The sequence below is a fragment of the Streptomyces sp. NPDC127190 genome (genome assembly GCF_042672505.1).
GTDB lineage: Bacteria > Actinomycetota > Actinomycetes > Streptomycetales > Streptomycetaceae > Streptomyces.
In genome coordinates this window covers 21,523-41,520 of the sequence record NZ_JBHXVE010000033.1, presented here as the reverse complement: position 1 = coordinate 41,520, position 19,998 = coordinate 21,523, and the positions used below count along the sequence as shown (strand labels likewise).

General features: G+C 71.6%; 13 protein-coding genes. 8 read left to right on the top strand and 5 right to left on the bottom strand.

What is annotated here, in order from left to right; translation table 11 throughout:
- Positions 1–218 precede the first annotated feature (218 nt).
- The 3 genes from ACFVIU_RS34130 to galE are packed head-to-tail and all read left to right on the top strand — an operon-like array spanning position 219 to position 4,193.
- Positions 219–1,490: a glycosyltransferase 87 family protein gene (locus ACFVIU_RS34130; protein ID WP_385847342.1), complete on the top strand. Its 1,272-nt coding sequence runs from the start codon at positions 219–221 to the stop codon at positions 1,488–1,490.
- Between the two features lie 43 nt (positions 1,491–1,533).
- The gene (locus ACFVIU_RS34125; RefSeq protein WP_385847378.1) at positions 1,534–3,156 is read left to right on the top strand and encodes a glycosyltransferase family 2 protein; all 1,623 of its coding nucleotides are present in this window, start codon (positions 1,534–1,536) and stop codon (positions 3,154–3,156) included.
- Positions 3,157–3,212: 56 nt separating this feature from the next.
- Positions 3,213–4,193, top strand: a complete 981-nt coding sequence (galE, locus tag ACFVIU_RS34120) for a UDP-glucose 4-epimerase GalE (RefSeq protein WP_385847341.1) — start codon at positions 3,213–3,215, stop codon at positions 4,191–4,193.
- An 82-nt stretch (positions 4,194–4,275) separates the two neighbouring features.
- Here the strand turns inward: galE and ACFVIU_RS34115 are convergent, their stop codons facing one another.
- A complete protein-coding gene (locus ACFVIU_RS34115) occupies positions 4,276–4,914 on the bottom strand; it encodes a TetR/AcrR family transcriptional regulator (protein ID WP_385847340.1) in 639 nt (212 codons plus the stop codon).
- A gap of 202 nt (positions 4,915–5,116) precedes the next feature.
- Between ACFVIU_RS34115 and ACFVIU_RS34110 the strand changes: the two genes are divergently transcribed.
- From ACFVIU_RS34110 to ACFVIU_RS34095, 4 genes are all read left to right on the top strand, one after another.
- The gene (locus ACFVIU_RS34110; protein ID WP_385847339.1) at positions 5,117–6,031 is read left to right on the top strand and encodes an ABC transporter permease; all 915 of its coding nucleotides are present in this window, start codon (positions 5,117–5,119) and stop codon (positions 6,029–6,031) included.
- Entirely contained in the window at positions 6,024–6,821 is a 798-nt protein-coding gene (locus tag ACFVIU_RS34105) for an ABC transporter ATP-binding protein (RefSeq protein ID WP_385847338.1), read from the top strand. Before ACFVIU_RS34110 ends, ACFVIU_RS34105 begins: the two co-directional genes overlap by 8 nt.
- 220 nt (positions 6,822–7,041) lie before the next feature.
- Positions 7,042–9,237 (top strand): CDP-glycerol glycerophosphotransferase family protein, encoded by a 2,196-nt coding sequence (locus tag ACFVIU_RS34100; protein WP_385847377.1) that lies wholly within the window; start codon positions 7,042–7,044, stop codon positions 9,235–9,237.
- Positions 9,234–10,895: a glycosyltransferase family 2 protein gene (locus ACFVIU_RS34095; protein WP_385847337.1), complete on the top strand. Its 1,662-nt coding sequence runs from the start codon at positions 9,234–9,236 to the stop codon at positions 10,893–10,895. The genes ACFVIU_RS34100 and ACFVIU_RS34095 overlap by 4 nt, the downstream gene beginning before the upstream one ends.
- A gap of 194 nt (positions 10,896–11,089) precedes the next feature.
- Here ACFVIU_RS34095 and ACFVIU_RS34090 read toward each other — a convergent pair whose 3' ends face one another.
- From ACFVIU_RS34090 to ACFVIU_RS34080, 3 genes are all read right to left on the bottom strand, one after another.
- Positions 11,090–12,493: a hypothetical protein gene (locus ACFVIU_RS34090; RefSeq protein WP_385847376.1), complete on the bottom strand. Its 1,404-nt coding sequence runs from the start codon at positions 12,491–12,493 to the stop codon at positions 11,090–11,092.
- 97 nt (positions 12,494–12,590) lie between these two features.
- Positions 12,591–13,067: a GtrA family protein gene (locus ACFVIU_RS34085; RefSeq protein ID WP_385847336.1), complete on the bottom strand. Its 477-nt coding sequence runs from the start codon at positions 13,065–13,067 to the stop codon at positions 12,591–12,593.
- A gap of 166 nt (positions 13,068–13,233) precedes the next feature.
- The gene (locus tag ACFVIU_RS34080) at positions 13,234–18,192 is read right to left on the bottom strand and encodes an NAD-glutamate dehydrogenase (RefSeq protein ID WP_385847335.1); all 4,959 of its coding nucleotides are present in this window, start codon (positions 18,190–18,192) and stop codon (positions 13,234–13,236) included.
- A gap of 498 nt (positions 18,193–18,690) precedes the next feature.
- Between ACFVIU_RS34080 and ACFVIU_RS34075 the strand changes: the two genes are divergently transcribed.
- Complete coding sequence (locus tag ACFVIU_RS34075; protein ID WP_385847334.1) at positions 18,691–19,257, top strand: DJ-1/PfpI family protein; 567 nt, start codon at positions 18,691–18,693, stop codon at positions 19,255–19,257.
- 52 nt (positions 19,258–19,309) lie between these two features.
- Here the strand turns inward: ACFVIU_RS34075 and ACFVIU_RS34070 are convergent, their stop codons facing one another.
- Positions 19,310–19,975 (bottom strand): HAD family hydrolase, encoded by a 666-nt coding sequence (locus tag ACFVIU_RS34070; RefSeq protein ID WP_385847333.1) that lies wholly within the window; start codon positions 19,973–19,975, stop codon positions 19,310–19,312.
- Positions 19,976–19,998: the final 23 nt, after the last annotated feature.

Below are 19,998 nucleotides of genomic sequence, written 5' to 3'. Positions count from 1 at the left end.
GGTAGCCGAGGCGGCCGGTGCGTCGTTGTACCGGACGCACCGGTCATGCGGGTCGCACCGGCCGGGTGGCTGGTACCGGCCGACCGCGGTTGCACAGGAAGCACGTCGTTGAGCCCGATGTTCACCACTGCCCGATCTCTTACGATGAGACACTTTTCGAGTCATTGACGGCGTATCGCGAGGGATAACACCATCCGCGAGGCTTAGGCTCCCATGCGATGAACCGTCTCCGTGTCACTTCCGGCCCGGTCCTCGCCCTCATCGCCCTGTGGCTCGCCACCCGCGCCCTGATGCTCTGGCTGCTCGCGCACGAGAGCCCGGCGGTGCTCGGCGGCGGCGCGGTGGCCCGCGAGGTGTGGCAGCTCTACGCGCACTGGGACGGCGTCCTCGCGCACGGCACCTTCCCGGCGCACGACACCCTGTGGCAGTACCCGCCCGGCGCGGGCCCGGTGCTGCTGGCGCCCGGAGCGCTGCCGGGACTGACGTACTTCCAGGCGTTCGTGGCGCTGACCCTGGGCGTGGACGCGCTGATCGCGGCGGTGCTGGTCCGTGCGGGCGGCCGGACCGGGCGGAGCCTGCTCGGCGCGGCGCTGTGGACCGGCGGTCTGCCGCTGCTGCTGCATCTGCCGCTCGCCCGGTACGACGTGGTGGCCACCGCCCTGGCCGTGCTCTCCCTGCTGGTCCTGGCCCGCTCCCCGCGCGGCTGCGGGGTGTGGGCGGCGCTGGGCGCGCTGGTGAAGGTGTGGCCGGCGCTGGCGCTGCTGGGCACTCCCCGCGGCCGGGCGACCCGCACGGCGTGGGGCTGGGCGACGGCCACCGCGGTCGCGGGCCTCGGCCTGCTGGCGGCCTGCTTCGCCCACCCGCTGTCCTTCCTGCGCCAGCAGAGCGGCCGCGGCGTGCAGGTCGAGTCGCTGGGCGGTACGGCGCTCGGCCTCGCCCGGCACGCCGGCTGGTCCGGCCGCGCCCACTACCAGTACGGCGCGGTGGAACTGGTCGGTCCGCATGTGCGCGCCGTCGCCACCGCCTCGCTCGCCCTCACGGCCGTCGCCTTCGGGCTGCTGGTGCTGTGGCGGCTGCGGGCGCGGCGCTGGAGCGAGGCCACGCCGTACGACGCGGCGCTGTGCGCGGTGCTGCTGTTCACGGTCACCAGCCGGGTCATCAGCCCGCAGTACCTGATCTGGCTGCTCGGGCTGGCCGCGGTGTGCCTGACCTCGCGCCACACGGGCCAGCGCCCGGTGGCCGTGCTGGTGCTGGCGGCGTCCGCGCTGAGCACGGTGGTGTTCCCGATGTGCTACCACGACGTGGTCGCCGGGACCTGGACCGGCTGTCTGCTGCTGCTGGCGCGCAACGGCGTGCTGACCGCCGCCGCGCTGCTGTCCGTCGCCCGCCTCTGGCGCGATTCCCGCCCGCTCCCCGCAAAGAGCGGGAAAAAGACGGAACCCGGCCCCGGTTCCGATCGTCTTCCGGAACGGGCACTGAGCCCCTCTTAACGGGGTATTACCGAAAAAACCTAAGCTCCGGCCCGTGGACTCCATGCACCCAGATCCGCCAGTGACCACAGAACGAGCGGCCGCACCGCAGGTCGGTGTCGTCGTCATCGGCTACAACGACGTCGCCCACATGGGCGCGGCCGTGCGCTCGGCGCTCGCCCAGGGGCCGAGCGTCGCCGAGGTGGTCGCCGTGGACGACTGTTCCACCGACGGCACCGCGGAGCTGCTGGAGCGGCTGGCCGCCGACGAGCCCCGGCTGCGGGTGGTGCGCCGGGAGGTGAACAGCGGCGGCTGCGGCAGTCCGCGCAACACCGGCATCGACGCGGTGACGGCGCCGTACGTGATGTTCCTGGACAGCGACGACGTGCTGCCGCCCGGTGCGGTGGACGCGCTGCTGGCGGCGGCCACGGAGGCGCACGCCGAGGTGGCGAGCGGTCTGTGCGTGCGCCGGGAGCTGCCCTCGGGGCGTGAGCAGGCCTGGCAGGAGTCCGTCTACACGGCGCGCACCACCCTCGCGCGCCCCGCCGAGCACCTCCGGCTGGTCCACGACACGCTGTGCGTCAACAAGCTGTACCGCACGGACTTCCTGCGCGAGCACGGCATCCGCTTCCCGGAGGGCCGGTTCCGCTACGAGGACATCGTCTTCACCGCGCGCGTGCTGGCGGCCGGGCCGCGCCTCGCGCTGATCCCGGACCGGGTGTACGTCTGGCATGTGCGCCGGTCGGCCGAACGGCTGTCGATCTCCCTGGACCGGGCGCACGTCGACAACTGGAAGGCGCGCACGGAGGCGTGCGCGCTGGCGTACGACATTCTGCTGAGCGCCGGGCAGAAGGAACTGGCGCGGGCCGCGCGGGCCAAGTTCCTCGACCACGAGCTGCGGATGTACCTGCGCGAGCTGGGGTTGCGCGACGCGGACTACCGGCGCGCATGGTGGACGCACACCCGTGAGTACCTCACGCGCTACGACGCGGCCGACTGGGAGACGGACCCGACCGCGCCCGGCCCGCTGCTCGCCCGGGTCGTGCTGGAGTCCCCCGAGCCGCGCGACCTGCCCCGGATGCGCGAGCTGGCCGGCCGCCCGGCGCGGCTGCTGCCGCCGTACGCCCGTACCGACGACGGCGTGCCGGTCTGGTCCGCCGACCTCCCCCAGGTCACCCTGACCCCCTTCCTGACCCGCCCGGTGCACTCCCTGCCCCTCGCGGTCGGCGCGGAACTGCGCCCGCGCGCGCGTGCGGCGCGGCTGCGTCTGCGGCTGGACGAGATGTACGGCAGGATCGCCGAGGCCGGCGGCCCGGTCGGGGCGGACCTGGAATGGCGCTCCCGGGACGACGACCGCGTCCGCGGCCACGCCCGGCTCGACTTCCGGCCCGCGGGCACCGTCGGCTGGTCGGCCGAGGCGTCCGTGGACCTGTCGGGGCTCGGCGCGGGCACCTGGGACCCGCACCTGACCCTGCACTTCGCGGACGGCACCCGGCGCGAGGTGACGGCGCACGCCCTGACGGGCGCGGGCCGGCTGCGCCGGCGCGCCGTGCCGAGCGTCCGGCACGGCGTGCTGCTGGTCCAGCCGTACGCCACGCACTCCGGCGCGCTGGCCGTGCGCGTGGCGACCGGAGCGGGCGGAGCGCTGCGGATCCTGCGCGGCCGCCTGCGCCGCCTGTTTCACTGAGTGATGCCCGTGCCCCGTGGAGGGGGCCGGGCCGACTGACGAGGAGACGCCCGCACATGACCTGGCTGATCACCGGCGGTGCCGGATACATCGGGGCCCATGTCGTCCGCGCGATGACGGAGGCGGGCGAGCGCGCGGTCGTCTACGACGACCTGTCCACGGGCATCGCCGAGCGGGTACCGGCGGAGGTGCCGCTGGTGCGCGGCTCCACCCTGGACGGCGCCCTGGTCGCCCGCACGCTCGCCGAGCACCGGATCACCGGTGTCGTGCACCTGGCGGCGAAGAAGCAGGTGGGCGAGTCGGTGGAGCGCCCGCTGCACTACTACCACGAGAACGTGGAGGGCCTGCGGGTCCTGCTCCAGGCGGTCACGGACGCGGGGGTCCCGTCCTTCCTGTTCTCCTCCTCCGCGGCGGTCTACGGCATGCCGGACGTGGACCTGGTGACGGAGGAGACCCCGTGCCGGCCGATGTCCCCCTACGGCGAGACGAAGCTCGCCGGCGAGTGGCTGGTCCGCGCCGCGGGGAAGGCGACCGGCCTCGCCACCGCCTGCCTCCGCTACTTCAACGTGGCCGGCGCGGCGGCTCCGGAGCTGGCCGACACGGGCGTCTTCAACCTCGTCCCGATGGTCTTCGAGAAGCTGACGGAGGGCGCGGCGCCGCGGATCTTCGGCGACGACTACCCGACCCCCGACGGCACCTGCATCCGCGACTACATCCACGTCGTCGACCTGGCCGAGGCGCATGTGGCCGCCGCCCGTGCCCTCGCCGCCGCCCCCGGCACCGACCTCACCCTCAACATCGGCCGGGGCGAGGGGGTCTCCGTGCGCGAGATGATCGACCTCATCAACGCGGTCACCGGCTACGACCGCGCCCCCACCGTCACCCCGCGCCGCCCCGGCGACCCCGCCCGGGTGGTCGCCTCGGCCGACCGCATCAGCACGGAACTGTCCTGGAAGGCCCGGCACGACGTCCAGGACATGATCACCTCCGCCTGGCAGGGCTGGCTCCGCCTCCACCCCGAGGCCTCCCGAGGCTGACGGAAGGCCCTACGCCGTCGTCACCGCCCCCGGGACACGGCGGCCGAGCCGGCCGGCTCGGTCCCCGCCCGGGGCCGGCGGATTACAGCGCCTTGAGCGCTCCCGCCGTGGCCCGGGCCAGCTGGGCCAGGTACCCCTTCGGCGGCTTCGGGGAGCGGATGACCACCGCGCGCCAGTACAGCGGGCCGGAGATCAGGTCGAGGGTGAGGTCCGCGTCGAGGTCCGCCCGCAGCTCGCCCCGCGCCTGCGCCGCCGCCACGATCTTGCTGGCCACCCCCTCCTGGCCGTCCCGCAGCGCCCGCTGGAAGGCCTCCGCGATGTCGGGGTTGCGGGCCGCCTCGGCCTGGAGGTCGGGGATGATCTGGGAGGCGACCGGATGGCGCAGCGCACGGGACGTGACCTCGTAGAGCAGCCGCAGGTCGGCCTCCAGCGAGCCGGTGTCGGGGACCGGCAGGCCGAGCACCGCCATGGCCGAGACCACGTCCAGCACCAGGTGCAGCTTCGACCGCCAGCGCCGGTACACCGCCGTCTTGCCGACGCCCGCCCGCCGCGCGATGCCCTCGATGCTCATGCGCGCGTACCCGACCGCGGCCAGCTCCTCGAAGACCGCCCCCCGGATGGCCTCGGTCACGTCCTCGCGGAGCACCGCCGCACCGGCCGGGGCCCGGCGGCGCGGACGGGGTGTCGGCGGGGTGGCGGACTCGCCGGCGTTCGTCGTCATACGAACAGCATAGGGCGTGACGACGAAACGGTTGCGTTCCGACGTCGATTGGTTCTACTCTCGCGTTGCGACGATACGGTCCCGTCCCGACGTAAGAGAACGTGAAGAGAAGCGTAAGGAAACTCCGGACGCCGGACCGGCCGGCTGCGGCCCCGCCAGAGTCGGACGCAGCTCCCCCCTCCCCCGAGCGAAAGCAGCGGATGTGAGCCAGGTCCTCCACACACCGCCCCCCACCCAGGCCCCGGCAGACGACGATCTGGCGGCGCTGGCCGCCCGCCACGGCCTGACGGTCAGCGGCGCCCGCCCCACCCTGCGCGAGTACATCGGCCAGCTGTGGGCCCGGCGCCACTTCATCACCGCGTTCGCCACCGCCAAGCTCACCGCCCAGTACAGCGAGGCCAAGCTCGGCCAGGTCTGGCAGGTCATGACCCCGCTGCTGAACGCGGCGGTCTACTACTTCATCTTCGGCGTGCTGCTCGGCACCAAGAAGGGCGTGCCGGACTACGTCCCGTTCCTGGTCACCGGCGTGTTCGTGTGGACGTTCACGCAGAGTTCGATCCAGGTCGGCACCCGCGCGATCTCCGGCAACCTCGGCCTGGTGCGCGCCCTGCACTTCCCGCGCGCCGCGCTGCCGATCTCCTTCTGCATCCAGCAGCTCCAGCAGCTGCTGTTCTCGATGGCCGCGCTGGTGGTCATCCTGCTCGGCTTCGGCCTGCCGGTCACCCCCGGCTGGCTGCTGGTGATCCCCGCGCTGTTCCTCCAGTTCCTGTTCAACGCGGGCATGGCGATGATCATGGCGCGGATGGGTGCGAAGACCCCGGACATCGCCCAGCTGATGCCGTTCGTGCTGCGCACCTGGATGTACGTGTCCGGCGTGATGTGGAGCATCAGCAAGCTCGTCAAGAAGGACCACCTGCCGCACATCGTCACGGTCCTGCTGGAGAACAACCCGGCCGCGGTCTACATCGACCTCATGCGCTACGCGCTGATCAAGAGCTTCCACGCCAAGCAGCTGCCGCCGCACGTGTGGGCGACGGCCACCGGCTGGGCCCTGCTCGCCGGCGTCGGCGGATTCATCTACTTCTGGAAGGCTGAGGAGAAGTACGGCCGTGGCTGAGCACACCGAAACAAGGGTCCCCACCGTCGTCGCCGACGGCGTCGACATCGTCTACCGGGTCAACGGCACCGGCTCCGGCCGCGGCTCCGCCACCGCCGCCCTCAACCGCATTCTGCGCCGCAAGCAGGCCGAGAAGGCGGCCGGCGTACGCCGGGTGCACGCGGTGAAGAACGTCTCGTTCGTCGCCTACAAGGGCGAGGCGATCGGGCTCATCGGCACCAACGGCTCCGGCAAGTCGACGCTGCTCAAGGCGGTCGCCGGGCTGCTCCCCGTGGAGAACGGCCATATCTACACCAACGGCCAGCCCTCCCTCCTCGGCGTCAACGCCGCCCTGATGAACGACCTCACCGGCGAGCGCAACGTCCACCTGGGCGGTCTCGCCATGGGCATGTCCCGGGAGCAGGTCAGGGAGCGCTACGACGACATCGTCGAGTTCTCCGGCATCAACGAGAAGGGCGACTTCATCACCCTTCCGATGCGCACCTACTCCTCCGGCATGGCCGCCCGGCTGCGCTTCTCCATCGCCGCCGCCAAGGACCACGACGTGCTCCTCATCGACGAGGCGCTGGCCACCGGCGACCGCAAGTTCCAGATGCGTTCGGAGGAACGCATCCGCGAGCTGCGCGAGAAGGCGGGCACGGTCTTCCTGGTCAGCCACAACAACAAGTCCATCCGCGACACCTGCGAGCGGGTGCTGTGGCTGGAGCGCGGCGAGCTGCGCATGGACGGGCCGACCGAGGACGTCATGAAGGAGTACGAGGCCTTCACCGGCGACAAGAAGGCCGCGTGAGGGTGAAAAAGGGTGCCTTCGGCGGCGCGGAGCGTATGAACGGCGTATGAATGCCGCCCGGAGGGCAACCCAGGGCCCGGGAAACACGTCTTCCCTTCCGGGCCCCGCCCCACTCTCTTACCCAGAGCGCCGTTATCCCTTTCATCCTCCTAGTGACAGTATGTTATGAAAGGTGCGCCCTGAGACGCACGGAGACGACAAGCCCAAGGAGTCCTTCACGATGCCCCACCTCAGCGTCATCGTCCACGGACCGAACGCACAGGGGCATCTGACCGAGCTGCTCGGTTCACTCGAGGCACGGCCCCTGCCCGACGTCGAGGTGATCGTCGCCGCCGTCGGCGCCTGGGCGCGCGAGACGGCCGAGGCGCACGCCCCCGAGACCATCGCCGTACCCCTCCCGGAGGGCACCGGCGACGCGGCGGCCCGCGCGGCCGGTGCCGCCCGCGCCTCCGGCCGCTGGCTGCACTTCGTGCACGCCAAGGACGGGCTGCCGGCCGGCGCCACCCGAATGGTCGCCGAGCGCGTCGCCGAACTGGACGACACCGTCGACGTCCTCCTCTTCGACCATGTCACCACCACCTGGCAGTCCGCCGCCCGGCCCTCCCGCGACGGCCGCTTCCTCGCCGCCGTCGGCCGCGAGCCGCTCCCCCTGGACGAGGCCGCCGACCTGCTGCGCCTCACCCCGCTGCTCGGCAACCGCGCCGTGCGCGCCGACTTCTGGCGGGCGCACGAGCAGCGGCTCAGCACCGACGACGAGGCGCACGCGGCGTACGAGACCCTGCTGCGGGCCCGCCGGATCGCCTGCCTGAACCAGGCGGCGTACGAGAACCGCGAACTGCGCCCCGAGAGCCTGCCGCCGCTCGCCCCCGAGGACCGCCTCGCGCTCATCGACCGCTACGAGTCGCTGCTCCCGCTCACCCAGGACCGCCGCGCCGCCCGCACCACGCTCTACGACCTGATGGTGCGCGACCTGGTGCGCACCTTCGCCGGCGAGAACCTGCCCGACCCGGTGGCCCGCGAGTTCTTCCGCCGCGCCTCCCTCGCGGCCGTCCGCTGGCGCCCCGAGCGCCACGAGCGCCCCGCGGGCCTGGAAGGCGTACGGCACGCGCTGCTGGAGGAGGGCGCCTACACCAAGTACCGCGCCTTCCAGGCCGCCAACCGGGCCCGCCGCACCGCCAAGAAGGCCGTACGGACCCGTAAGCGCGAGCTGGGCACCAAGGTCCGCGACCTCCAGTACCGGCGCGCCCTGAGCCGTCCGGTCGACCCGAACCTGGCCGTGTTCGCGGCCTACTGGGAGCGCGGGGTGGCCTGCAACCCGGCTGCCATCGCCGCCAAGCTGCGCGAACTCGCCCCGCACATCCACCCGGTGTGGGTCGTGTCCAAGGACAACGAGGCCCTGCTGCCGCCCGGCACCGACCACATCGTGCCCGGCACCCGCCGCTACTGGGAGACCCTGGCCACCGCCAAGTACCTCGTCAACAACGTCAACTTCCCCAACGCGGTGGTCAAACGCCCCGACGCGATCCACCTCCAGACCCACCACGGCACCCCGCTCAAGCGGATGGGCCTGGACCAGATGGAGCACCCGGCCGCCGCCAAGGGCCTGGACTTCAACGCCCTGCTGGCCCGCATCGACAAGTGGGACTACAGCGTCAGCGCCAACAGTCACTCCACCCGGATGTGGGAACGCGCCTACCCGGCCCGCTTCACCTCCCTCGACCACGGCTATCCGCGCAACGACGTCTTCTACACGGCCGACGCCGGCGCGGTCCGCGCGGCCCGCGAACGCCTCGGCATCCCGCCCGGCAAGACGGCCGTCCTGTACGCCCCCACCCACCGCGACTACGAGGCCGGCTTCACCCCGCGCCTGGATCTGGCCGCTCTCGCCGACCGGCTCGGCGAGAACACCGTCCTGCTGGTCCGCGCCCACTACTTCTACGGCGGCGCGGCCTCCCCGCTCACCGGTCTGCGCCGCACCGGCCGGCTCATCGACGTCTCCTCCTACGACCCCGTCGAGGAGCTGTGCCTGGCCGCCGACGCACTGGTCACGGACTACTCGTCGATCATGTTCGACTACGCCAACCTGGACCGGCCGATCGTCGTCTACGCCGACGACTGGGAGACCTACCGCACCACCCGGGGCGTCTACTTCGACCTGATGACGGACCACCCCGGCCAGGTCGCCACCACCCAGGAGGAACTCACCGAGATCTTCCTCTCCGGCGCCTGGCGCGACGAGAGCGCGGCCAAGGCGCGGGCCGCGTTCCGCCGCCGGTTCTGCGAGTACGACGACGGCCGCGCCGCCGAGCGGGTCGTACGCCGGGTGTTCCTCGGCGAGCCGGAAGAGGCCCTGCCGCCGGTGCTCCCCCTCGAAGACCGCACCCCCGCCCCGACCCCCGAGGAGGCCACCGCATGACCACCCCCGACGTCACGGTCACGGTCATCGTCTTCAACGACGCGGCCCGCCTCCCCCGCGCGGTCGCCTCGCTGCGCGCGCAGACGCACGCCAACATCGAGATCATCATCAGCGACGACCACTCGACCGACGACACCCCCGAGGTGGCCCGGCGGCTGGCGGCGCAGGACGAGCGCATCCGCTATCTGCGGCTGCCGGAGAACAGCGGCGGATGCAGCGCGCCGCGCAACCGGGCCGTCGAGATCGCCCGCGCGCCGTACCTGATGTTCCTCGACAGCGACGACGAACTGACGCCGCGCGCGGTCGAGTTGCTGCTCGCCGCGCACCGCGAGCGCGCGGTCGACTTCACCATGGGCGCGGTACGGCGGGTACGGGTGGACAACGGCCGCCGCTCCACCTGGATGCCGCACCTGGTCGCCGAGCACCGCACGGTGGAGGGCATCGAGGCGGACCCGCGACTGCTGTTCGAGCACCTCTCCACCAGCAAGATGTACGCCCGCTCCTTCCTGGACCGGCACGAACTGAGCTTCCCCGAGGGCATCCACTACGAGGACCAGCTGTTCTCGGCCCAGGCGTACTGCCTGGCCAAGGCGTTCACGATCATCCCGGACCCGGTGTACGTCTGGTACATCGACCCGTACGCGGCGGCGGCCTCGGCGTCCATCTCCAACCAGCGGCACAAGGTCAGCAACGTCCGCGACCGGGTCCATGTCCAGCGGCTGATCGACGACTTCCTGGTGGAGAGCGGGCACGCGGGGCTGCGCGAGGACAAGGACTACAAGTTCCTCAAGCACGACTTCCGGATGTACGCCGGCGACCTGCCCTACCGCGACGAGGAGTGGCTGCGGGCGTTCGCCGACATCGTGAACCCCTACCTGGAGACCCTCTCCCCCGGCGCGTACGCCCGCCTGCCCCGCCCCGAGCGGGTGATCCTCCAGCTGGTCCGCGACGGCCGTCTCGCCGACGCGCAAGCGGCGGCGCGCGGCCTCGGCCACGGAGTCGCTCCGCGCCGGATCACCACCGACGCGGACGGCACCCCCTACTGGGGCGACAGCGTCCCCGCCTCCGAGCAGTCCCGCCGCGAACTGGACCTGTCCGACCTGGAGCTGGACACCCGGCCCTTCACCACCGCGCAGTTCCGGCACGAGATCACCGAGCTGACGGCCGGTTCCGGGGCCTCACTGAACCTGCGGATCCGTACGTACGACCCCGGGCTGCGGCTTCCCGTGGGCCCCCAGCGGGCCGGCCTCGTCCTCGCCCCCGGGCGCCGGATGACGGTCCCGTTCCGCCTGGACCCGGTCCGCCCGGGCATCTTCGAGGGCACGGTCCACCTCGACCTGGCCGCCGCGCCGCTCCCTCTCCAGGGCTTCGACGGCGTACGGCACCCGGTGGTCCGGCTGTCCCAGCAGGGCCTCTCCCACTCGGGCGTGCTGCTGGCCCCGCTGGACTTCCCGGTCCGCACGGCCCGCGTCGACTACCGCTCCGGCGCGACCCCGCACGAGGTCACCGTCGAACCGGAGGGGCGCAACCCCGGCCGCCTCCAGCTCCGCTGGCGCCCCACGGGCATCACGGCCCAGCTCATCCGCCCTGCCTTCCACACCCTGGCCCGCCCCAAGGTCCGCAAGGCGGCCCGCCTGCTGGCCAGCGTCCTGAGGTAGTGGTTCTGAGGTAGGGGGCGTGCTGCCTTAGCTGCGGGCAGGCGTGCCGCTGGGGCGATGGGGGTCCCCCCTGCTCGAGCGAAGCCGAGAGCTTGGGGGAGGGTGGGCGCAGGCGGCACCCGGCAAGCGCCGGTGAGCGAAACACCACCCGGCCGACCGCAGCACCGGGCACCCCCCCCCAGCTCTCCCGGGCCTCACCCCACCACCCGATACAGCACCTGACCCCCCGGCCCCCCAGCCACCCGCTCCAACCCCGCCCCCGCAATCCCCCGCGGCCCCACAACCCAGCGCACCCCGTACTCCCGCGCAATCCCCCTCCGCACCTCACCGGAGGTCCCCGCGTCGAAGTACCGCCGCACCGCCGCCTCCCTGCGCCCCGCATCCGGCAGAAACACATCCGGATACCCCGGCGCCACGGTGTAGGGACCGTAAGCGGGGATCTGCCGGGCCGGCATCGTCCGCGCCATCACCACATCCCCGTACCGCACCCACGGCGTGATCCACCGGTACCCCGCCCACGGCGTCCGGTACTTCTCGGCGACCACCGAGGGCAGCGCACTCCGGCCCGTCACATAGCCGAGCGTCCCCGCCTGCCCCCACGCCCCCACCAGCAGCGCCGCACCCAGCGCGCACGCCCACCAGGCCCGCACCGCCCGCCGGCAGCAGGACACGACCTCCAGCGCGGCCGCCAGCTGCGCCGGGATCAGCGCGGCGGGCAGCGCACGGCCCCAGGAGTAGTGCCCGGTCAGCCCGCCCGCCACGAACACCAGCGCGCCGAGGGCGAAGAACAGCACCAGCGGGTCCCAGCGGTCCCGGCGCAGCCGCAGGGCCAGCGCGGCCACCCCCAGCAGCACCAGCCCGAACCGCTCGGCCAGGTGCGTGTACAGCGGCTTGTGGATGGCCTCCAGGTCCGCGCCCGCGGAGAACAGCGCGAAGAAGTCGTAGTACGGCCAGAGCCACAGCAGCAGCGCCCCGAGGGCCAGCCCGGCGCCGAGGCGCAGCCAGACCTCGCGGCCCGGGCGCGCGGCGATCACCGTGGCCAGCGCGCCGATCGTCGCCACCACCCCGGTGAACTGGTGGCAGAGCAGGATCAGCGCCCAGAACAGGCCGAGCCCCGACCACCTGCCCCAGCCCCACACCGGCTCCGCCCGCACCGCCCGGGTCAGCCACGCCCAGAAGTGGAAGGCGAGGCCGAGCGCGAGAACACTCGGGTACGACACGGTCAGCGCGAGCGAGTTCAGCCCGACGAAGCCGCTCCAGTTGAGGACGGCCGGGCCCCAGAGGAAGACCAGGCTGAGCAGGGCCAGGGCCGGGGCCGCGCGATGGGCGGTGTAGGTGCGGACGTACCGCCACACGCCCGTGACCAGCAGTCCGAGCCCGGTGAGCGCGCCGAGCCGGAGCACCACGAACACCGACAGCCCGGTCGCCTTGGCGGCCGCGCCCAGCACCAGCATCCACGGCGAGTAGTACGGGCTCGGCGTGTCCGCGTCGACCAGCGGGTTGCCGGGATGCAGCAGGTCGTGGCGGAGGCGCTGGATGGTGGCCGCGTGCATGCCGAGGTCGCCCATCCACGGCAGGCGGACGATCACCGCCAGCATCAGCAGCAGCACGAGCGCCGCGGCCGTCTGCGGCAGCACGCGGCCCGCCCGCGCGGTGCCGTCGGACGGCACGCGGCGGCTCACCTGTTCTTCGAGCTCAGACGGCGCGGCGCGCATCCTGCTGGAACACCCACGTGCGGTAGACGACGAAACGGAATGCGGAGGCGAGCACGATCGACAGCGCCTTCGCCAGGTTCGACCCGGCCACGCTGTGCAGACCGAAGCCGTGGTAGCCGACCCAGAACAGGCCGATCTCCATCAGCACGCCCAGCCCGCTGAAGACGAAGAACAAGACGATCTGGCTGCGGCTGCGCGAGGACCGGTCGCGATAGGTGAAATAGCGGAAGCCCAGGTAATTCGTCGCCATCGCGATAACGCTGGCCAGGACCGTGGCGGTCATCGCCTGCCAACCCAGCCCGTGCAGCAGCAGGTTGAAGATCAGGAAATTGACGAGGACACCGCTGCCGCCGACGATCCCGAATTTCACGACCTCCAGCACGACACGCGTGACGGGCCGGGCCGGTGCCGGCGCGGGGGGCGCGACCGGGCGGATCTCGGTGAGGTTCACAGTCACACGGCAGACCCTATCCGAAAGGCACCGATGAGCAGGAAACGGTAAATTCACCGATCATTTTTGGCTAAGGCTTCGCAAGAAACGGAACGCCCCGGGCCGATGTCCCGTCAGCCCGGGGCGTTCTCCGTCTCGTACGACTACGAGGTCGACTACGAGTCTCGTACGGCTACGAGTGCGTGCGCAGCAGCGTCCGCATCGTACGCATCGCCACCGACAGGTTGGCGAGGTCGAAGGAGTCCGAGCTGCGGATCTCCTCCAGGGTGGTGCGCGCCCGGCTCAGGATGGGCGCGTTCTTCTGCTCCCACGCCTTGAACCGCTGCTCCGGCGTCGAGGTGCCGTTGCCCACCGCGAGGACGTCCGCGGTGAGCGCCGCGTGCGCCGCGTACAGGTCCTCGCGGATGGAGGCGCGGGCCATGGACTGCCAGCGGTCGTTGCGCGGCAGCTCGATGATGCGGTCCATCAGCTGGGTGATGCTGAGCCGGTCGGCGAGGTCGTAGTACACCTCGGCGACGTCCAGCGGCTCCTTGCCCATGCGGTCGGCGACCGACACGATGTCGAGCGTCGGGAAGGCGGAGGAGAACCCGGCCACACGGGTGGCCAGCTCGTCCGGGACCCCGGCCGAGGACAGCTCGTCGTACACGTGCTGGTACCACTCCAGGTCCGCGCCGCGCAGCAGCTTCGGCAGCTCCTGCCAGACCCGCTCGACCCGCTCCGCGAAGAACTCGACGGTCTCGGCGAGCTGGAGCGGCTGCGGCCGGTTGTTGAGCAGCCAGCGCGTGCCGCGCTCGACCAGGCGGCGCGAGTGCAGCCGGATGCGGGTCTGCACGGCCGCGTCGACCCGGTTGTCCAGCGCCTCGACCGCGTCCCACACCGGTGCCGAGGAGAAGATCGCACGGGCCGCGGTCTGGGCGCGGACGATCTCCTCCAGCGAGGCTCCGGTCTCCTCGCGCATCCGGTGCAGATACGTCGTACCGCCCGTGTTGACCGTGTCGTTGACCAGCACGGTCGTGGTGATCTCACGGCGCAGCGGGTGGTTGTCGACCGCCTCGGCGAAGCGCTCGCGCAGCGCCGTCGGGAAGTACGCGTGCAGCAGGCTGCGCAGGTACGGGTCGTCCGGCAGCGAGGTGTGCAGCAGCTCCTCGGCGACCGTGATCTTCGTGTACGCCAGCACGACGGCCGTCTCCGGCCCGGTCAGGCCGTGCCCCTGGGCGAGCCGCTCGCGGATCTGCCGGTCGGCCGGCAGGAACTCCAGCGCCCGGTCCAGATGGCCCTCGCGCACCAGGTGGCGCAGGAAGCGCTGCTGGGCGTGGAGCATGTCCTTGGCCTGGAAGAGCGCGTTGGCGAGCGCGGTGTTCTGTGCGTAGTTGTTGCGCAGGACCAGCGCGCCGACCTCGTCGGTCATCTCGGCGAGCAGCTTGTTGCGCTGCTTGACGGTCATGTCGCCGTCCGCGACCAGGCCGTTCAGCAGGATCTTGATGTTCACCTCGTGGTCGGAGGTGTCCACGCCGGCGCTGTTGTCGATGGCGTCGGTGTTGATCTTGCCGCCGCTCATGGCGAACTCGATCCGGCCGAGCTGGGTCAGGCCCAGGTTGCCGCCCTCGCCGACGACCTTGACGCGCAGGTCCTTGCCGTCGACGCGGATGGCGTCGTTGGCCTTGTCGCCGACGTCGGCGTGGGTCTCGGCGGACGACTTCACGTACGTGCCGATGCCGCCGTTCCACAGCAGGTCCACCGGGGCCTGGAGGATGGCCTTCATCAGGTCGGCCGGGGTCATCTTGGTGACCTTGTCAGCGATCCCGAGGGCCTCGCGGATGTGGGCGTTGAGCTGGATCGACTTGGCGCTGCGCGGGAAGATCCCGCCGCCCGCCGACAGCAGCTCGGTGTTGTAGTCGGCCCAGCTGGAGCGGGGCAGCTCGAACAGGCGGCGGCGCTCGGCGTAGGAGGTGGCCGCGTCCGGGTTCGGGTCGATGAAGATGTGCCGGTGGTCGAAGGCGGCGACCAGGCGGATGTGCTCGGAGAGCAGCATGCCGTTGCCGAACACGTCACCGGACATGTCACCGATGCCGACGACCGTGAAGTCCTCGCTCTGCGTGTCCACGCCCAGCTCGCGGAAGTGCCGCTTGACGGACTCCCAGGCGCCGCGCGCGGTGATGCCCATGCCCTTGTGGTCGTAGCCCGCGCTGCCGCCGGAGGCGAAGGCGTCACCGAGCCAGAAGTTGTACTTCTCGGCGACGCCGTTGGCGATGTCCGAGAAGGTCGCGGTGCCCTTGTCGGCCGCGACGACCAGGTAGGTGTCGTCGCCGTCGTGCCGGACGACGTCCTGCGGGGGCACGACCTCGCCGGCCACCATGTTGTCGGTGATGTCGAGCAGCGCCGAGATGAACGTCTTGTAGCTGGCGATGCCCTCGGCCAGCCACGCGTCCCGGTCCACGCCCGGGTCCGGCAGCTGCTTGGCGACGAAGCCGCCCTTGGCGCCCACCGGCACGATGACGGTGTTCTTCACCATCTGCGCCTTGACCAGGCCGAGGATCTCGGTGCGGAAGTCCTCGCGCCGGTCGGACCAGCGCAGGCCTCCGCGCGCGACCTTGCCGAAGCGCAGGTGCACACCCTCGACGCGCGGCGAGTACACCCAGATCTCGTACGCCGGGCGCGGCGCGGGCAGGTCCGGGATGGCCTGCGGGTCGAACTTCATGGAGACGTACGCGTGCGGCTTGCCGCCCTCCGCCTCCTGGAAGAAGTTGGTGCGCAGGGTCGCCTTGATGACGGTCAGGAAGGACCGCAGGATCCGGTCCTCGTCCAGCGAGGCCACCTGGTCGAGGGCCGCGTCGACCTCTTCGAGCAGCGCGTCGATCAGCTCGAGCCCGGCCTTCTGCCGGTCCGGGGACATCCGCGCCTCGAACAGCGACACCAGCAGCCGGGTGGTGTGCACGTTGTTGCGGAGGGTGTCCTCCATGTAGTCCTGCGAGAAGGTCGAACCGGCCTGCCGCAGGTACTTCGCGTAGGCGCGCAGCACCATCGCCTGCCGCCAGCTCAGTCCGGCGCTCAGCACCAGCGCGTTGAAGCCGTCGTTCTCCGCCTGGCCGGTCCAGGTCGCGGCGAACGCCTCCTGGAAGCGCTCACGGGCGTCGTCGCCGAGGTACTCGCCGCCGTGGCCCAGCGCCTTGGGCATGCGCAGACCGAAGTCGTAGATCCAGGCGGTCGTACGGTCCGCGCAGCGCAGTTCGTACGGCCGCTCGTCGGTGACCTCGACGCCGAGCCGGCTGAGGACCGGCAGCACCTTGGAGAGGGAGACCGAGCCGCCCTTCTGGTAGATCTTGAAGCGGCGCTCCTCCGGCGCGGCCCCGACCGGCTCGTACAGGCTCAGCGAGAAGATCTTGTCCTCGCTCAGCTGCTCCAGGTGGACGAGGTCGGCGACCGCCGCGCGCGGGGTGTGGTCGGCCTTGTAGCCCTCGGGGAAGGCGTTGTTGTAGCTGCGCAGCACCTCGGCCGCGCGCTCCTCGCCCAGCTCCGCGGTGAGCGCCTCGGCGAACGCGTCGGCCCAGGACCGGGCGGCCTCGACCAGCCGGGCCTCGATCCGCTCCTTGTCGGCGTCCGACAGCTCGGGCAGCTCGGTGCCCGGGGGGACGCGGACGACGAAGTGCAGCCGGGACAGGATCGACTCGGTGTTCCAGGCGGTGAAGTCGACGCTGACACCGCCCAGCTCCTCCTTCAGGATGTCGATGATCCTGAGCCGGACGCCGGTGGTGTAGCGGTCGCGCGGGAGGTAGACGAGCGCCGAGTAGTAGCGGCCGTACTCGTCCTGGCGCAGGTAGAGGCGCAGCCGGCGCCGCTCCTGGAGGTAGAGCACGCTGGTCACGATGGCCTGGAGCTCGCCGGCCGGGGTCTGGAACAGCTCGTCGCGCGGGTAGGTCTCCAGGATCTGGAGCAGGTCGCGGCCGTCGTGGCTGTTGGGCGAGAACCCGGCCAGCTCCAGCACCTCGTCCACCTTGCGGCGGATCACCGGGACCCGGCGCACCGACTCGGTGTAGGCGGCGGAGGAGAACAGACCGAGGAAGCGCCGCTCGCCGACGACGTTCCCGTCCGCGTCGAACTTCTTGACGCCGATGTAGTCCAGGTACGACGGCCGGTGCACGGTGGCCCGGCTGTTCGCCTTGGTCAGCACGAGCAGCTTGTGCTCGCGGGCCTTGGCGCGGGCGTCGGCCGGCAGCCGCTCGAAGGAGGGGCTGACCGGGTGCTGGTCGTCCTCGGCGTGGTGCGGGTCGGAGCGCAGGATGCCGAGGCCGGTGCCGGGCACGGCGGCGAGCGTGTCGTCGTCCCGCAGCTGGTACTCGCGGTAGCCGAGGAAGGTGAAGTGGTCGGTGGCGAGCCAGCGCAGCAGCTCGCGGGCCTCCTCGGCCTCCGGCGCGGGCAGGTCGGCGGGGAGCGGCTCGCTCTCCAGGCCGTCGGCGAGCCGGGCCGCCGCGTCCCGCATCTTCTCCCAGTCCTCGACGGCCTCGCGCACGTCGGACAGGACGCGCAGCAGGTCGGCGGAGATCTGCTTCAGATCGGCGCGGTCGGTCTCCCGGTCGATCTCGACATGGATCCAGGACTCGACGTGCGCGTCGTGCGGCAGCTCGCCGGTGGGCGGCGTCGGCAGCACCTCGAGGAGCTTGCCGGTCAGATCGCGCCGGACGACGAACTGCGGGTGGATGACGACATGGATGCCGCGCCCCTGCCGGGTCAGCTCATTGGTGACGGAGTCGACCAGGAACGGCATGTCGTCGGTGACGACCTCCACCACCGTGTGGCTGCACGTCCAGCCGTTCTCCTCCACGGTCGGGGTGTGCACGCGCACGTTCGCGGTGCCCTGCGGGCGGTTCTCCGCGAGACGGTAGTGCGACACCGCGGCGCCGAACACGTCGACCGGGTCGCGGCCGGCCAGGTCTTCCGGCGCGGTGTGCAGGTAGTAGCGCTGGAGGAACGCGAGGACTGATTCGCTGTCGGTGACGGCGGAGACGCCCGGGGTGTCCGGGGTGCCCGCGTCCGTCGTCCCGGTCGGTAGGTGCCCCCCGACCGGGCTGTTCTCAGCTACCCGGGCAGCCCTCTCGAGCAGCTCGGCCTTGGCTTCGTCCAGCTTGGTCTGCATTGTCCTCTGGCTCCTGTCGCGCGCCGTTGCGTGACGTAGAAGGAAAAACGGTCTCTTCCCCTCCGGTACAACGCCACGACCCGGGATCTCCGGTCCGTTCAGACGCTATGCCGCGAGGTGAGATGAGCGGGGGGTATTCGGCCATTCTGGGCGCACCCGTGGTGGCTGACGCTGCCCTCGGCACCGTCGTGTCCGGGGTCGTCCTCGGCGTCCGGGGAGCGTCCGCGCTCCCGTCCCGCCCGCGAAGACCAGCGACCGCCGCCCGGTCACGGAGGTGCTCCGTGCAACCCGGGCGCAGGGCAGGGACGGCGTCGTCCCCGCGAACTATCGCGCTGATCACGCCACAAGGCTATCGCCACTTACCCCGGGCCCGTCATGAGCCGTATGTGTACAAAACCGGGGGGTGAACTTTGACGTTCTGCACAGCGCCCCGGTGGGCACAGGTGACGTAACCGGTCCTGCCCAGACCGGTCCTGCCCCAAGGAGCTGACATCCGACATGGCCCCGAAGATCCTCATCGCCACCGGCGACGCAGCGGAGTCCCTCGAAGTCCTCTACCCCTACCAGCGCCTGCGCGAGGAAGGATACGAGGTCCACATCGCGGCCCCCACCCGCAAGACCCTCCGTTTCGTCGTCCATGACTTCGAGCCCGGCTACGACACCTACACCGAGAAGCCCGGCTACACCTGGCCCGCCGACCTCGCCTTCGGGGAGGTGGACCCGGACGCCTATGTCGCCCTGGTCATCCCCGGCGGCCGCGCCCCGGAGTATCTGCGCAACGACCCCGGACTGCGCAATATCGTCAAGGCCTTCCTCGACTCCGACCGGCCCGTCGCCCAGATCTGCCACGGTCCGCTGCTCACCGCCGCGATCGACGGCCTGCGCGGCCGCCGGGTCACGGCGTACCCCGCGCTGGAATGCGACATGCAGGCGGCCGGAGCGCGCTTCCAGGACACCGAGACGGTGGTCGACGGTCCTCTGGTCTCGGCGCGGGCCTGGCCGGACCATCCGGCGTGGATGCGGGAGTTCCTGAAGGTCCTCAGGAAGACCGCGCCGGCCGACTGAGACCGCCGCTGGTCCCGGATGCGCCGGGGGGCTGCACCGCCGGCGGAGTCGGCTAGGCCGCTATGCGCAGCGCCACCTCGACCGCCTCCGCCAAGGTGTCCACGACCGGCGCCCCGGCCTCCTCGAGGCTGTCCCGGCTGTGCGAGCCCCCGCTGTAGAGCACCGCACTGGCCCCCACCCGCCGAGCCGCGAGCGCGTCGTCCGCCGCATCGCCGATCACGACGGTCCGCGCGGGCTCCACCACCTCGCCCAGCGCCTCGAGGTGCCGCACCATGTGCTCGGCCTTGCTGCCCCCGGACGGCCCGGTCCGCCCGTCGACGCGTATGAAGTGCGCCTCGATCCCGAACCCCCGCACCAGGGGCACCAGTTCCTCGTGCCCGTACATGCTCAGCAGCGACTGGCTGTGCCCCGCGGACCGCCACTCCGCCAGCAGCTCCGCCGCCCCCTCGGTCAGTCCGCACCGTATGCGGTGCTCGGCGTAGTGCCGGTGGAAGACCCCGTCCATCAGCTCCCACTCGGCGTCGGTCGGCAGCCGGCCGAGCAGCCGCTCGTAGAACCTCGGCACCGGCACGCAGTACAGCGACCGGTACTGCTCCAGCGTGATCGGCGCGAGCCCCAGCTCCGCGAAGGCCGCGTTCGTCGCCCCGATGATCGCGTCGTTGTCGTGGAACAGCGTGCCGTTCCAGTCCCAGACGATGTGCGCCCTTGCGTTCCCCATGCGAAAACCGTACCGGCCGCCAC

Coding starts and splice junctions, on each gene's coding strand:
- ACFVIU_RS34130 (WP_385847342.1), top strand. CDS start 219: ATGAACCGTCTCCGTGTCACTTCCGGCCCGGTCCTCGCCCTCATCGCC.
- ACFVIU_RS34125 (WP_385847378.1), top strand. CDS start 1,534: ATGCACCCAGATCCGCCAGTGACCACAGAACGAGCGGCCGCACCGCAG.
- galE (WP_385847341.1), top strand. CDS start 3,213: ATGACCTGGCTGATCACCGGCGGTGCCGGATACATCGGGGCCCATGTC.
- ACFVIU_RS34115 (WP_385847340.1), bottom strand. CDS start 4,914: ATGACGACGAACGCCGGCGAGTCCGCCACCCCGCCGACACCCCGTCCG.
- ACFVIU_RS34100 (WP_385847377.1), top strand. CDS start 7,042: ATGCCCCACCTCAGCGTCATCGTCCACGGACCGAACGCACAGGGGCAT.
- ACFVIU_RS34095 (WP_385847337.1), top strand. CDS start 9,234: ATGACCACCCCCGACGTCACGGTCACGGTCATCGTCTTCAACGACGCG.
- ACFVIU_RS34090 (WP_385847376.1), bottom strand. CDS start 12,493: ATGCTGGCGGTGATCGTCCGCCTGCCGTGGATGGGCGACCTCGGCATG.
- ACFVIU_RS34080 (WP_385847335.1), bottom strand. CDS start 18,192: ATGCAGACCAAGCTGGACGAAGCCAAGGCCGAGCTGCTCGAGAGGGCT.
- ACFVIU_RS34075 (WP_385847334.1), top strand. CDS start 18,691: ATGGCCCCGAAGATCCTCATCGCCACCGGCGACGCAGCGGAGTCCCTC.
- ACFVIU_RS34070 (WP_385847333.1), bottom strand. CDS start 19,975: ATGGGGAACGCAAGGGCGCACATCGTCTGGGACTGGAACGGCACGCTG.